Origin of the sequence: Amycolatopsis sp. NPDC052450 (genome assembly GCF_044547565.1) — a bacterium.
Lineage (GTDB): Bacteria > Actinomycetota > Actinomycetes > Mycobacteriales > Pseudonocardiaceae > Amycolatopsis.
The window spans coordinates 181,081-194,295 of record NZ_JBIUAQ010000009.1; the positions used below are offsets into that span (position 1 = coordinate 181,081).

Genomic DNA, 13,215 nt, shown 5'->3' on the forward strand with positions numbered 1-13,215 from the left:
GTCAAATGGGGCAGTGTGGCCGCGACTGAAGCCGGGCAGCTCGACCCGGTCAGCCCACGCACGGCGAACCTCGCCGCGCTCCTGCGGGCGTTGCGTGCGGGGCCGCTGTCGCGTACCCAGCTCGCGGCGCGCTGCGGGCTCACCAAGGCGGCCGTCTCCGGGTTGATCACCGAGCTGTCCGATCGCGGTCTCGTCCGGTCCGCCGGACTGCAGGGCGGCGGCAACGGCAGGCCCAGTCAGCTGGTCGAGCTGAACGGCGCGAGCGCCTGCGGGCTCGCGCTCAGTGTCGAGGCCGACCGGTTCGCGGCCGTCGTCACGAACCTCGACGGCCGCGTTGTCGCCGAACGCACGGAGACCGCCGACGTCGCCGCGCTCGGGCTGCACCGGAGCATGGACGAGCTCGCTTTCCTCGCCAGGCAGGTGCTGCTCGACGACCAGCCGGTCGGGGTCACCGTCTCGGTGCCGGGTCTGGTCGATTCGGCCGCCGCCGTGCTGCGGTTCGCGCCGACCCTGCGCTGGCGCGACGCCGAGATCGCCGACCTCCTCGCCGCCCGGCTCGGTTTGCGGGCCGACGCCATCGCGGTCGACAACGAGGCCAACCTCGGCGCGATCGGCGAGGCGGTCGCCGGAGTCGGCCGTGGCGTGCGGGAGCTCTTCTACCTCAGCGGCGGGACGGGTGTCGGCGGCGGGCTCGTGTCCGGCGGTGCGCTTCTGCGCGGTGCCAGGGGTTTCGCGGGCGAGGTCGGGCACATCACCGTCGACCCGTCCGGCGAACAGTGCCCATGCGGCCGGGTCGGCTGCCTGGAGACCAAGGCCGGGCTCAACGCCGTCCTGCGCGTCGCGGCCTCGCCCGGCGACCCGCTGCACGATCCCGCGCTCGGCGTCGACGGCCGGGTCGGACTGCTCAAGCACCGCGTGCGGCGGGGTGATCAGCGCGCCGTCGCGGCGGTCTCGGAACTCGGGGTCGCGCTCGGCATCGCGGTGTCCACTGTGGTCGATGTGCTGGACCCGGACGTCGTGGTGCTCGGCGGTTACTTCGCCGAACTGGGCGAATGGCTGGTCGAGCCGGTGCGCCGCGAACTGTCCGCGCGGCCGCTCGGGCACGAGCCCGCCTGCCGGGTCGAGCCGTCGCCGCTGGGCACCACCGCCCCGCTGCGCGGCGCCGCGCACCTTGCCACCGAACGGCTTTTCGCCGACCCGACGCTAGTTCCCGTAGTCGCGAGTTCGTCGATAGACACAGCGGAGGCTCCGGCATGACCTTGCATTCTTTGTTGTCCGTCCGGGGGATCGTGAAGACCTTCCCGGGGGTGCGTGCACTCGACGGCGTCGATTTCGACGTCGAATCCGGCGAGGTGCACTGTCTGCTCGGCCAGAACGGCGCGGGCAAGTCCACGCTGATCAAAACGCTCGCCGGGGCACACCGGCCCGACGGCGGCGAGATCTCCTGGCAGGGCGAGCCGGTCACGCTGGCCTCGCCGGTCGCCGCGCTGAAGATCGGCATCGCGACCATGTACCAGGAACTCGACCTGGTGCCCGGCCTTTCGGTGGCGGACAACATCTTCCTCGGCCGCGAGCGCGCGTCGTTCGGGTTCACGCGGATCAGCGAGTCCCGGAACAAGGCCGCGAAGCTGATGGCGCGGCTCGGGCATCCCGAGATCACGCCGTCGACCGAGGTCGGCAAGCTCTCCGCCGCCGGTCAGCAGCTGGTCTCGATGGCGCGGGCGCTCGCGTACGACGCGAAGCTGCTGGTGATGGACGAGCCCACCGCGGCGCTGGCGGGCGAAGAGGTCGACAACCTGTTCCGCATCGTCGGCGAACTGACCGCCGAGGGTGTCGCGATCATCTACATCTCCCACCGGCTCGAAGAACTGCGCCGGATCGGGCACCGCGTCACCGTGCTCAAGGACGGCAAGACCGTCGCCACCGGCCTCGACGCCAAGGAGACCCCGACCGCCGACCTCGTCGCGCTGATGGCGGGCCGCAAGGTCGAAACCGTGTTCGGCCCGCGCCACCAGGAGCACGTGGATCCGGACAAAGAGGTCCTCAAGGTGGAGAACCTGACCACCGTCGGCGAGTTCGAGAACGTGAACTTCACCGTGCACGCAGGCGAGGTCGTCGGGATCGCGGGCCTCGTCGGCTCGGGCCGCAGCGAACTGCTGGAGACGATCTTCGGGGCGCGCAAACAGGACGCGGGTTCGGTGTCGGTCGACGGCGAACCGGTCCGGCCGGGCAGCGTGTCCGCGGCGGTCAAGGCCGGCATCGGGCTGGCGCCGGAGGAACGCAAGAGCCAGGGGCTGCTGCTGGACCTGCCCGTGGTGCACAACGTGACCCTGGCGAGCCTGAGCAAGTACGCGACGTTCGGTTTCACCGAGCGGGGCAGGGAACTCGACGACGCCGGGGAAAGCCTGCGGCGCCTCGATCTCCGGCCGGCCGATCCGCACCGCATCATCCGCACGCTCTCCGGCGGCAACCAGCAGAAGGCGGTCCTCGCGCGCTGGCTGGTCCGCGGCTGCCGGGTCCTGCTGCTGGACGAACCGACCCGCGGGGTCGACGTCGGCGCGCGGGCGGAGCTGTACCGGCTGATCGAGGAACTGGCCGCGACCGGCGTCGCGATCGTGCTCGTCAGCAGCGAGATCCCCGAAGTACTCGGACTGTCCGACCGGGTGCTGGTGCTGCGTGAAGGACGTGTCCTGGCTGAAAAGCCGTCTGCGGAGCTGACAGAGGCGGATGTGCTCGACGTGATTCTCGAGGGGAGTGCGGCGTGACCGACCAAGCCGAATCGGTGCGTACGGGACCCGCCGTGGAACCTGTACCACCCAAAGAAAAGCGGAACTTCTCGCTCGACACCCGGCTGCTCGGGCTGGCCGGGGTACTGGTCATCCTGTGCATCGTCGGCCAGGTCACGAGGCCCGACCAGTTCTTCACCGACGGCAACATCTCCACCATCCTGCGGCTCGCCGCGGCCATCGGGGTGGTCAGCGTCGGGATGACGTTCGTGATCATCGCCGGCGGCATCGACCTCTCGGTCGGGTCGATCGTGGCGCTCTCCAGTGTCTGGCTGACCACGCTGGCCACCCAGTCCTACGGCCCGTTCGTGATGATCCTTTGTGGACTCCTGGTCGGCCTCGGCTGCGGGCTGATCAACGGGATCCTGGTCTCCTACGGGAAGATCGTGCCGTTCATCGCGACACTGGCGATGTACGTCTCGGCCCGCGGGCTCGCGGAACGCATCAGCGGCCGCCGCACGCAGGTGGTGGCGGAAGCGGGTTTCCTCGACTTCTTCCGCGGTGACCTGCTCGGCATCCCGGTGCTGATCTGGATGTTCGCGCTGGTGTTCGTGGTCGGCTGGGTGCTGCTGAACCGCACCACGTTCGGCCGCCGCACCTTCGCCGTCGGCGGCAACGCCGAGGCGTCGCGGCTGGCGGGCATCAACGTCAAGCGGCACACCGCCCTCGTCTACGGCGTCGCCGGCCTGTGCTGCGGCATCGCCGCGCTGATGGTCGTCGCCCGCACCACCGCGGGTGCCTCGACCAACGGCATGCTCTACGAACTCGACGCCATCGCGGCGGTCGTCATCGGCGGCACGCTGCTCACCGGTGGCCGCGGCTCGCTCATCGGCACCCTGATCGGCGTGCTGATCTTCACCGTGCTGTCCAACATCTTCACGCTCAACAACCTGGACACCGACATCCAGAACATCGCCAAGGGCGTGATCATCGTCCTGGCCGCGCTGCTGCAGTTCCGCTCCGTCAAGAAATCCAAGACGAGTACTTGATCACCGTGGATGGAGAGTCGTCATGACCGAACAATCCCTGCAACGCCGCCGTTTCCTGCTGGGAGGCGCGGCCGTCGGAGCGGGTGCGCTGCTGACCGCGTGCACCTCGAACGAGGCACCGGCGCAGAACAACGCGGCCAACGTGGCCAACGCCGGGGCGAACTCGCAGCCCGGAAGTCCAGTGACAATCGGGTTTTCAGCGCCGGCCGCGGACCACGGCTGGATGGCGGCCATCACCAAGAACGCCCGCGCGCAGGCGCAGAAGTTCAGTGAGGTCACGCTCAACGCCACCGAGGGCACCAACGACGTCAACCAGCAGATCTCCCAGGTGGAGACGCTGATCAACGCCAAGGTCAACGTACTGGTGATCCTGCCGTTCGACGGCAAGGCGCTGACCGCGGTCGGCCAGCAGGCGATGGACGCCGGTATCCAGGTGATCAACCTGGACCGCGTCTTCGACACCCCGCTCGCGTACCGCACGTGGATCGGTGGCGACAACTACCGCATGGGTGTCAACGCCGGGAACTACATCGCCCAGCAGATGAAGGCGAAGAACATCGCGAGCCCCGTCATCGGCGAGGTCGCGGGCATCGACTCGCTGCCGCTGACCCAGGAACGCAGCAAGGGTTTCAAGGACGCCTTGGCGCGTCAGGGTTTCCAGGTGGGGCCGCGCGTCTCGGCGCAGTTCACCCCGGAGTCCGGCGAGCAGCAGACCTCGAACCTGTTGCAGTCCGCGCCGAAGCTGGACGCGCTCTGGAACCACGACGACGACCAGGGTGTCGGCGTCATCGCGGCGATCAACAACGCCAACCGCAAGAACTTCCTGATGGTCGGCGGCGCGGGTTCGAAGAACGCGATGAACCTGATCAAGTCCGACGCCGAGCCGCTGAAGGCGACGGTGCTCTACAGCCCGTCGATGGCGTCTTCGGCGATCTCGCTCGCGCGGCTTCTCGGGCAGGGCAAGGGTGCCGGTGATTTCGCCGAGCACGAGATCCCCGCCGAGATCACCACGTACTCCGCGGTGGTCACCAAGGAGAACGTCGACAAGTACATGGACGTCGGCTTCGACTCGTAAACCCGCGTACCCGACACGAGCACAAGCGCGCGTTTCTGTTCGGCCGGAGGCCTCGGCTTTGCGCAGGCGGGCCGCCGGTACGGCTGAGTGAGTGACCAGCCAAGGTCTCGGCCCGGCTGCGGAAAGGCGAAAGCGTGCTTGAGAGACACGGAGACATAGGAGGGGCATGAGCACGGCAAAGGAAACGATCGGGATCGGCATGGTGGGCCACGCGTTCATGGGTGCGGTGCATTCGCACGCGTGGCGCAGTGTGCACCGGTTCTTCGCGCCACCGCTGATCCCGAGACTCGCCGTGCTCGGCGGCCGTGACGAGGTGCGGACGAAGGCCGCGGCGGAACGGTTCGGCTGGGAAGACGTCGAGACGGACTGGCGCGCGCTGATCGCCCGTGACGACGTCGACCTCGTCGACATCTGCACGCCGGGCGACAGTCACGCCGAGATCGCGATCGCCGCGCTCGAAGCCGGCAAGCACGTGCTGTGCGAGAAGCCCTTGGCCAACACTCTCGCCGAGGCCGAAGCGATGGCCGAGGCGGCGGCGAAGGCGCGGGCGAACGGCGTCCGGTCGATGGTGGCCTTCAACTACCGCCGGGTGCCCGCGCTCGCGCACGCCAGGAAACTGGTCGCGAGCGGGGCGCTCGGCGAGATCCGCCACGTGCGGTCGGTGTATCTGCAGGACTGGCTGTCCGACGCTCAGGCGCCGATGACCTGGCGGCTGCACAAGGACAAGGCGGGCTCAGGTGCGCTGGGAGACCTCGGCGCGCACATCGTCGACGCCGCCCAGTTCGTCACCGGCGAGACGATCACCGGGGTGTCGGCGCTGACCAACACCTTCGTCAAGGAGCGGCCGGACGGCGACGGCGGCACCGGCCAGGTGACCGTCGACGACACCGCGCTGTTCCTCGGCCGGTTCACCGGCGGCGCGGTGGCGAGTTTCGAGGCGACCCGGTTCGCGCTGGGCCGCAAGAACGCGATGCGGCTGGAGATCAACGGGTCGAAGGCGAGCCTCGCGTTCGACTTCGAGTCGATGAACGAACTGTCCTTCTTCGACGGCGGCCAGCCCGCCACCGAAGCGGGGTTCCGCCGGATCCTGGTCACCGAACCCGAGCACCCGTACGTCGGGGTCTGGTGGCCGCCGGGGCATCTCCTCGGCTACGAGCACACCTTCACCAACGAGGTCGCCGACCTGCTCACCGCGATCGGCGACGGCACGGATCCCGAACCGTCCTTCGAGGACGGGTTGAGGGTTCAGCAGGTCTTGGCCGCGGTCGAGCGCAGCGCCGCCGAAGAGGCGCGCTGGACGGCTGTGCCCGGCATCACCACGAAGGGAAGTAACTGAGGAGTAGATCCAGCCGAAAGTCGCATGACGGCTATCACTGCGACTTGGTTCGATCCGAAACGTCCGACCATCCGAGGTTGACGGTTTCGGGTTTGGAAAGGTGGAGAAATGCCTGCTCACGAGCGTACGGGCATCTGGTTGATCGGGGCGAGGGGGTCTGTGGCCACCACGGCCGCGGTGGGGCTCCTCGCCCTCCGCGCGGGGGTGACGGGCGGTGGCGGCTGCGTCACCGAACTGCCCGCGTTCGCCGGGGTTCCGTTGCCGGGCTGGGACGATCTGGTCCTCGGCGGGCACGACATCGCGCACACACCGCTGGAGAAACGGGCCGAGCAGCTGGCGCACGCCGGCGTGTTCGGGCACGCGGTGTTCTCCGCGGTCCGGTCCGGGCTGGCCGAGGTGGACGCCGAGATCCGCGACGGCTACCACCCGGCGGCGCACACCGGTGCCCAGGCCGACGCGGCCGCCCGGCTCACGGCGGACATCCGAGCTTTCGCCGACCGGAACGACCTCGCGCGGGTCGTCGTGGTCAACGTGTCCTCCACCGAGGCCCCCTGTCCCCACCTGCCCGAACACGACGATCTCGACGCGCTCGAAGCGGCCTTGGCGGATCCGGCGCGGGCAGTGCTCCCGTCGAGTTCCCTGTCGGCCTACGCGGCAATGAAGGCGGGAAGCCCGTACGTCGAGTTCACGCCGTCCGCCGGGATCACCCTGCCCGCGCTGCGGCAGCTCGCCGAGCGGGAAGGCCTGCCATACGCGGGTTGCGACGGCAAGACCGGTGAGACGCTGCTGCGCACGGTCCTCGCGCCGATGTTCAGCGCGCGGGCGTTGAAGGTCCGCTCCTGGGCGGGCACCAACCTGCTCGGTGGCGGCGACGGCGAGACCCTGGCCGACCCGGTGACCGCGAACAGCAAGCTGGAATCCAAGGCCCGCGGGCTCGCGGCGCTGCTCGGCGAGGACGTCACCGCGCCGCTGCACATCGACAACGTGCCCGACCTCGGCGAGATCAAGACCGCGTGGGACCACGTGTCGTTCGAGGGTTTCCTCGGCGCGCGCATGAGCCTGCAGTTCACCTGGACCGGCTACGACTCCGCGCTCGCGGCGCCGCTGATCCTCGACCTCGCGAGGCTGGTGACCGCGGCGCACGCCGGCGGCCAGAGCGGCGCGCTGACCGAACTCGGCTTCTTCTTCAAGGATCCGCTGGGCAGCGACGAACACCGGTTCGCCGAGCAGACCGCCCGCCTGATCAGCTGGGCGGCCGCGCTGTGAAGGCTGCCGCTTTGAATTCATACGTGGAACTCGTGCGGGCGCCCGCCGCGTTGACGGTGCTCGGCGACACGGTCGCCGGATCCGCCGCGGCGGGGCTCAAGATGACCGGGCGACGGCTGCTGCTGCCGCTGTCGTCGGTCGCCTTCTACTGGGCCGGGATGGCCCTCAACGACTGGGCGGACCGGAAGCTCGACGCCGTGGAGCGTCCCGAGCGGCCGATCCCGTCCGGGCGGGTGAGTGCCGGCGCGGCGCTCACCACCGGGGCCGCGCTGACCGCTGCCGGACTCGGCCTGGCGGCGCTCGGCGGCGGCCGCCGGGCGATGCGGGTCGCGGTCCCGCTCGCGGGCGCGGTGTGGGCCTACGACACCGTGCTCAAACCGACCCCGGCCGGACCGGTGGCGATGGCGGCCTGCCGCACGCTCGACGTCCTGCTGGGCGCCGGTGACTCTCCGAAGAAGGCGGCCGTCGCCGCGGCCGCGGTGGGTGTCCACACGCTCGGTGTCACCGCGTTGTCCACCGGGGAGGTGCACGGCGCGAAACCGGGTACGGCTCGTGCCGCACTGGCCACCAGCTGTGCGGCGACAACGTTGGCATTGACCGGACCGGCACGGGGCGGCTGGCATCGCGCGGCCTCGATGGCGGCCGGTTCGGGCTACGCGGGCCTGGTCGGCCGGGCGCAGGCGGACGCCGTCCGTGACCCGTCGGCGAAGTCCGTGCGCTCGGCGACGAAGTCCGGCATCCACGGCATGGTCCCGCTGCAGGCGGCGATCACGGCCAAGGGCTCGGTTCTGGGGGCCGCGCTGGTCGCGGCCGCGCTGCCGATCGCCCGCAAGCTGTCGCGGAAGGTGAGCCCCACATGACGTTTTCCCTCGGATACGGCACCAACGGCTTCTCCAACCACCGGCTCGACGACGCCCTCGCGATCATCGCCGACCTCGGGTACACCGGGGTGGCGCTGACGCTGGACCACGACCACCTCGACCCGTTCGCCGACGATCTGGCGCGGCAGGTCGACCACGTGGCCTCGCGGCTTTCGGCGCTCGGCCTGAACCGCGTCGTCATCGAAACCGGCGCGCGTTACCTGCTCGACCCGTGGCGCAAGCACTCGCCGACTCTGCTGTCGGACGACCCCGCGCGCCGGATCGACTTCCTGGACCGGGCCATGCGGATCGCCGGGGACCTCGGGGCCGACTGCGTTTCGTTCTGGTCCGGTGTGTCGACTTTGGACACCGATATCGCCTGGTCGCGGCTGCGGGAAGGCGTCGCGGCGGTCCTGGAGCACGCCGCACGGTTGAACGTGCGGCTGGCGATGGAACCCGAACCCGGGCACCTCGTACAGCATCTGAGCCAGGTCCTGGACCTGCGCAAGGAGCTCGGCGAGCCGGAGCCGTTCGGCGTCACGCTCGACGTCGGGCACTGCGTCGCCGTCGAGCCGGTCAACGCGGCCGAGTGCGTCCGCCTGGCCGGTCCGCTGCTGTGGAACGTGCAGCTGGACGACATGCTGCCGAGGGTCCACGAGCATCTGGAGTTCGGCGACGGGCACCTGGATCTGCCCGGGACGCTCGCCGCGCTGGCGGAGATCGGTTACACCGGGCTGGCCGCGGTCGAACTGCCCCGGCACAGCCACGCCGCGCCGGACACCGCGCGGCGGGCCTTCGAGGCGCTCACGGAGGCGATGCCGCAGACGTGGTCGGCCAAGGCGGAACGCCGGATCCGGGAGAAGCCGTCGGTGATCGGCGCGATCTTCCCGGCCGTCGGCCGTGAGGTCGGCCGTGCCGCGCTGCGGCCGGACAGCGATCCGCAGGGCCTGGTCCACGGCACCGTCGACGACCGGGCACGGGTCCGGCTCGTGACGGTCTTGGCGGACGTCCTCGGCGACGCCGCGCTGGCCGCGGAACTGCGCGATCTCTACCGCTACGGCGACGACGCCGAGCGGCGCGGGGTCCTGCGGGCGCTCAACTCGCTGGAGTCGCCGGGCGCCGAAGTCACCGATGCCGGGATCAAACTGGTCGAGGACGCCTTACGCGCCAACGACATCAGGTTGGTCGCCGCCGCCATGGGTGCCTTCGCCCGGTTCCTGGACGACCACACGTGGCGCCACGGCGTCCTCAAATGCGTCTTCGTCGGTGTGCCGCTGGCCGCCGTCGCGGACCTCGAAACCCGCGCGGACGACGAGCTTCGGAGAATGCTCGCCGACTTCGCCGACGAACGCAGGGCGGCCGGACGTGACGTACCCGCCGACGCCCTCGAACTCCTCAAGGAGAACTGAGCCAGTGCGTATCTTCGATCCCCACATCCACATGTCCTCCCGGACCACCGACGACTACGAAGCCATGTACGCGGCCGGTGTCCGCGCGCTGGTCGAGCCGGCGTTCTGGCTGGGGCAGCCGCGCACCAGCGTCGGCTCGTACACCGACTACTTCGACGCGCTCATCGGCTGGGAACGGTTCCGTGCCGCCCGGTTCGGCATCCGGCACCACTGCACGATCGCGCTGAACCCCAAGGAGGCCAACGACCCGCGCTGCCGCGAGGTGCTCGACGTGCTTCCGAGATACCTGGCCAAGGACGGCGTGGTCGCGGTCGGCGAGGTCGGCTACGACTCGATGACCAAGGAAGAGGACGAGGTCTTCTCGCTGCAACTGGCGATGGCACTGGAGCACGACCTCCCGGTGCTGGTGCACACTCCGCACCGCGACAAGCTGGAAGGCACCAAGCGCACCCTCGACGTCGTCCGTGAGGCCGGTGTCGCGCCGGAGCGTGTGGTCGTGGACCACCTCAACGAGGTCACCGTCAAACTGGTCAAGGATTCCGGCGCCTGGATGGGTTTCTCCATCTACCCGGACACCAAGATGGACGAGCACCGGATGGTCGAGATCATGCGCCAGTACGGGCTGGACAACATGATCGTCAACTCGGCAGCCGATTGGGGCCGCTCCGATCCGCTGAAGACCGCCAAGACCGGCCAGGCGATGCTCGACGGCGGTTTCACCGAGGCCGACGTCGACAAGGTGCTGTGGCAGAACCCGGTCGACTTCTACGGTCTGAGCGGCAGGCTCACGTTGGACCCGCTGCCCGGTTTCACCGGCGAGGCCGTGACGTTCGAGGGCAACTCGGTGCTGCGAGGTGCCCGCAAATGATCTCCTACTGTACGAACGTCCATCCCGCCGAGGACGTCGACGGCATCGTCACGCAGCTGGAGCGGTACGCGCTCCCGGTGCGTGAACGGCTGGGCGCCGATCGGCTCGGCGTAGGGCTCTGGCTCTCCGCGCCGGTCGCGCGCGGGCTCGCCGAAGACGCCGGAGCGCGTAAGCGTTTCCGCGCCGAACTCGACGCCCGCGGGCTTTCGGTGTACACGCTGAACGCGTTCCCGTACGGCGGTTTCCACGACGACGTCGTCAAGCACGCGGTCTACCGTCCTGAGTGGACGAATCCGGACAGGGTCGCGTACACGATCGACTGTGTGAACGTGCTCTCCGAGCTGCTCGCCGAAGACGCCACGTACGGCAGCATCTCCACGTTGCCGCTCGCGTGGCGCGAGCCGTGGTCCGAGCACGACGACCGCCGTGCGGCCGAGGCCTTCGCCGAGGTCGTCGGGGCGATCGGTGACCGGCCGATCAAGCTGGCCGTCGAACCCGAACCCGGCTGCGTGCTCGACACCGTGGCCGACGCGCTGGGCTGGCTGTCGGGCCGCGTCGACCCGGAGTACGTCGGGCTGTGCCTGGACACCTGCCACCTCGCGGTCTCGTTCGCCGACCCGGCGGAGACACTGGCCGCGATCGCGAAGTCCGATGTGGACATCGTCAAGGTGCAGGCGTCCGCCGCGTTGCACGTCGAAGACCCCGCCGAGGCTCGTGAGGCGTTGGCCGCGTTCGCGGAACCGCGCTACCTGCACCAGGTCCGGGAGCTCGGCGCCGACGGTGTCGTGCGCAAGGCCGACGACCTGCCCGACGCGTGGACCGACCTGCCGGGCGACCGGCCGTGGCGCGTGCACTTCCACATGCCGCTGCACCAGGCCCCGGCCGCGCCGCTGTCCACCACCACGGACGTCCTGCGCACCGTCGCCGCCGGGCTGACCGGCGAACCGCATATCGAGGTCGAGACCTACACCTGGAGCGTGCTCCCGGACGCGGGCGACCTCGTCGGCGGAATCGCCGCGGAACTCGAATGGGCGGAACGGAACCTCGTCAAGGAAGGGGTTTCCGCGTGAAGCCGCTGGTCGTCATCGACGTCGTCGGGCTGACCCCGAAGGCGTTGCGGGACATGCCGAACCTGTCCGCAGTCGCCCGCGACGGCTGGCAGGCCGAACTGGGCACGGTGCTGCCCGCCGTCACCTGCAGCGCGCAGTCGACGTTCCTCACCGGGCTCATGCCCGCGCAGCACGGGATCGTCGGCAACGGCTGGTACTTCCGCGAGCTGGGCGAGATCTTCCTGTGGCGTCAGCACAACCGGCTCGTCGGCGGCGAAAAGCTGTGGGAGACCGCGCGGGCGGCGCACCCCGGCTACACGTCGGCGAACGTCTGCTGGTGGTACGCGATGGGGATGAGCACCGACGTCACGGTGACCCCGCGGCCGATCTACCACGCCGACGGCCGCAAGTCGCCGGACGCCTACGTGCGGCCGCCCGAGCTGCACGACCAGCTGACCGGCGCGCTGGGGGAGTTCCCGCTGTTCCAGTACTGGGGCCCGACCGCGTCGATCAAGTCGAGCAAATGGGTCATCGGCGCGTCCCGGCAGATCCTGCGGGAGAAGCGCCCCGATCTGCTGCTGACCTACGTCCCGCATCTGGACTACGACCTGCAGCGCTTCGGACCCGACGCACCGCAGGCCGCGTTGGCGGCGCGGGAACTGGACAACGCGCTCGCGCCGCTGCTCGACGACGCCCGCAACGCCGGGGCGACCGTGGTCGCGCTCAGCGAGTACGGAATCACGAACGTCAGCAGGCCGGTCGACATCAACCGGGCGCTGCGGCGTGAGGGCCTGCTGGAGGTCTACACCCAGGCGGGCATGGAGTACCTCGACCCGTGGGCGTCGCGCGCGTTCGCCGTGGCCGACCACCAGGTCGCGCACGTCTACGTCCGCGACTCCGCCGATCTCGAGCGGGTTCGCGCGATCGTCGGCGAGCTGACCGGTGTCGACGAGGTGCTCGACCGCGAGGCGCAGGGGCGTTATGGGCTGGACCACGAGCGCGCCGGCGACCTCGTCGCGGTCGCCGAGCCGGACTCGTGGTTCACCTACTACTACTGGCTCGACGACGAGCGGAAGCCCGACTTCGCGCGCGGCGTCGAGATCCACCGCAAACCGGGCTACGACCCCGCCGAGCTGTTCTTCGATCCGGAGGACAAGTTCGCCAAGGCGCGGGCCGGGCTCAACCTGGCGAAGAAGTTCGCCGGGCTCCGGTACGCGATGGACGTCGTCCCCACCGATCCGCGCTGGGTGCGCGGCTCGCACGGGCGGTTGCCGGATGCAGGCGAGGACGGTCCGGTGCTGCTGTGCTCCGATCCGGCCTTCCAGCCGTCCGGCCGCGTGGGCGCGACCGACGTTCACCCACTGTTGTTGGCACTGCAGGGACTGAAGTAGAGGAGGTGGCGGGGTGGTGTGGTCGGGTGCGTGTCGCGAAAGCCACTTTCGCAACACCGCAAATCGGCTCAGGCCCAACGAGCCGCCCGGTCCAGCGGGTCGTGGGGGGGTTTTTTGGGTGTTAACACAAATTACACACAACACCCCCCCCCCCCCCCCCCCCCCCGCGCCCGCGCGCGCCGCGGG

Annotated in this window: 11 protein-coding genes; all 11 read left to right on the forward strand. The window is 69.9% G+C overall.

Features of this window, described 5'->3' with window-relative positions; genetic code table 11:
• Positions 1 to 15: 15 nt before the first annotated feature.
• The 11 genes from ACIHAO_RS17960 (at position 16) to ACIHAO_RS18010 (ending at position 13,029) form a co-directional block, all read left to right on the forward strand.
• A complete protein-coding gene (locus tag ACIHAO_RS17960) occupies positions 16 to 1,257 on the forward strand; it encodes an ROK family protein (protein WP_396559091.1) in 1,242 nt (413 codons plus the stop codon).
• Positions 1,254 to 2,765 carry a sugar ABC transporter ATP-binding protein gene (locus tag ACIHAO_RS17965; RefSeq protein ID WP_396559093.1) on the forward strand — a complete coding sequence of 504 codons (1,512 nt, stop codon included), beginning with the start codon at positions 1,254 to 1,256 and terminating at the stop codon, positions 2,763 to 2,765. Before ACIHAO_RS17960 ends, ACIHAO_RS17965 begins: the two co-directional genes overlap by 4 nt.
• Positions 2,766 to 2,800: 35 nt before the next feature.
• Positions 2,801 to 3,775: an ABC transporter permease gene (locus tag ACIHAO_RS17970; protein WP_370311018.1), complete on the forward strand. Its 975-nt coding sequence runs from the start codon at positions 2,801 to 2,803 to the stop codon at positions 3,773 to 3,775.
• A 22-nt stretch (positions 3,776 to 3,797) separates the two neighbouring features.
• Positions 3,798 to 4,850: a substrate-binding domain-containing protein gene (locus ACIHAO_RS17975; RefSeq protein ID WP_396559095.1), complete on the forward strand. Its 1,053-nt coding sequence runs from the start codon at positions 3,798 to 3,800 to the stop codon at positions 4,848 to 4,850.
• Between the two features lie 166 nt (positions 4,851 to 5,016).
• Positions 5,017 to 6,186: a Gfo/Idh/MocA family protein gene (locus tag ACIHAO_RS17980; protein ID WP_396559097.1), complete on the forward strand. Its 1,170-nt coding sequence runs from the start codon at positions 5,017 to 5,019 to the stop codon at positions 6,184 to 6,186.
• A 108-nt stretch (positions 6,187 to 6,294) separates the two neighbouring features.
• Positions 6,295 to 7,452: an inositol-3-phosphate synthase gene (locus ACIHAO_RS17985; RefSeq protein ID WP_396559099.1), complete on the forward strand. Its 1,158-nt coding sequence runs from the start codon at positions 6,295 to 6,297 to the stop codon at positions 7,450 to 7,452.
• An 11-nt stretch (positions 7,453 to 7,463) separates the two neighbouring features.
• The gene (locus ACIHAO_RS17990) at positions 7,464 to 8,312 is read left to right on the forward strand and encodes an SCO3242 family prenyltransferase (protein ID WP_396559101.1); all 849 of its coding nucleotides are present in this window, start codon (positions 7,464 to 7,466) and stop codon (positions 8,310 to 8,312) included.
• On the forward strand, positions 8,309 to 9,721 hold the full coding sequence (locus tag ACIHAO_RS17995; RefSeq protein ID WP_396559103.1) for an EboA domain-containing protein: 1,413 nt from the start codon (positions 8,309 to 8,311) through the stop codon (positions 9,719 to 9,721). The genes ACIHAO_RS17990 and ACIHAO_RS17995 overlap by 4 nt, the downstream gene beginning before the upstream one ends.
• Before the next feature lie 4 nt (positions 9,722 to 9,725).
• A complete protein-coding gene (locus ACIHAO_RS18000; RefSeq protein ID WP_396559105.1) occupies positions 9,726 to 10,589 on the forward strand; it encodes a TatD family hydrolase in 864 nt (287 codons plus the stop codon).
• A complete protein-coding gene (gene eboE, locus ACIHAO_RS18005) occupies positions 10,586 to 11,659 on the forward strand; it encodes a metabolite traffic protein EboE (protein ID WP_396559107.1) in 1,074 nt (357 codons plus the stop codon). Before ACIHAO_RS18000 ends, eboE begins: the two co-directional genes overlap by 4 nt.
• The gene (locus ACIHAO_RS18010) at positions 11,656 to 13,029 is read left to right on the forward strand and encodes an alkaline phosphatase family protein (protein WP_396559109.1); all 1,374 of its coding nucleotides are present in this window, start codon (positions 11,656 to 11,658) and stop codon (positions 13,027 to 13,029) included. The genes eboE and ACIHAO_RS18010 overlap by 4 nt, the downstream gene beginning before the upstream one ends.
• Positions 13,030 to 13,215: the final 186 nt, after the last annotated feature.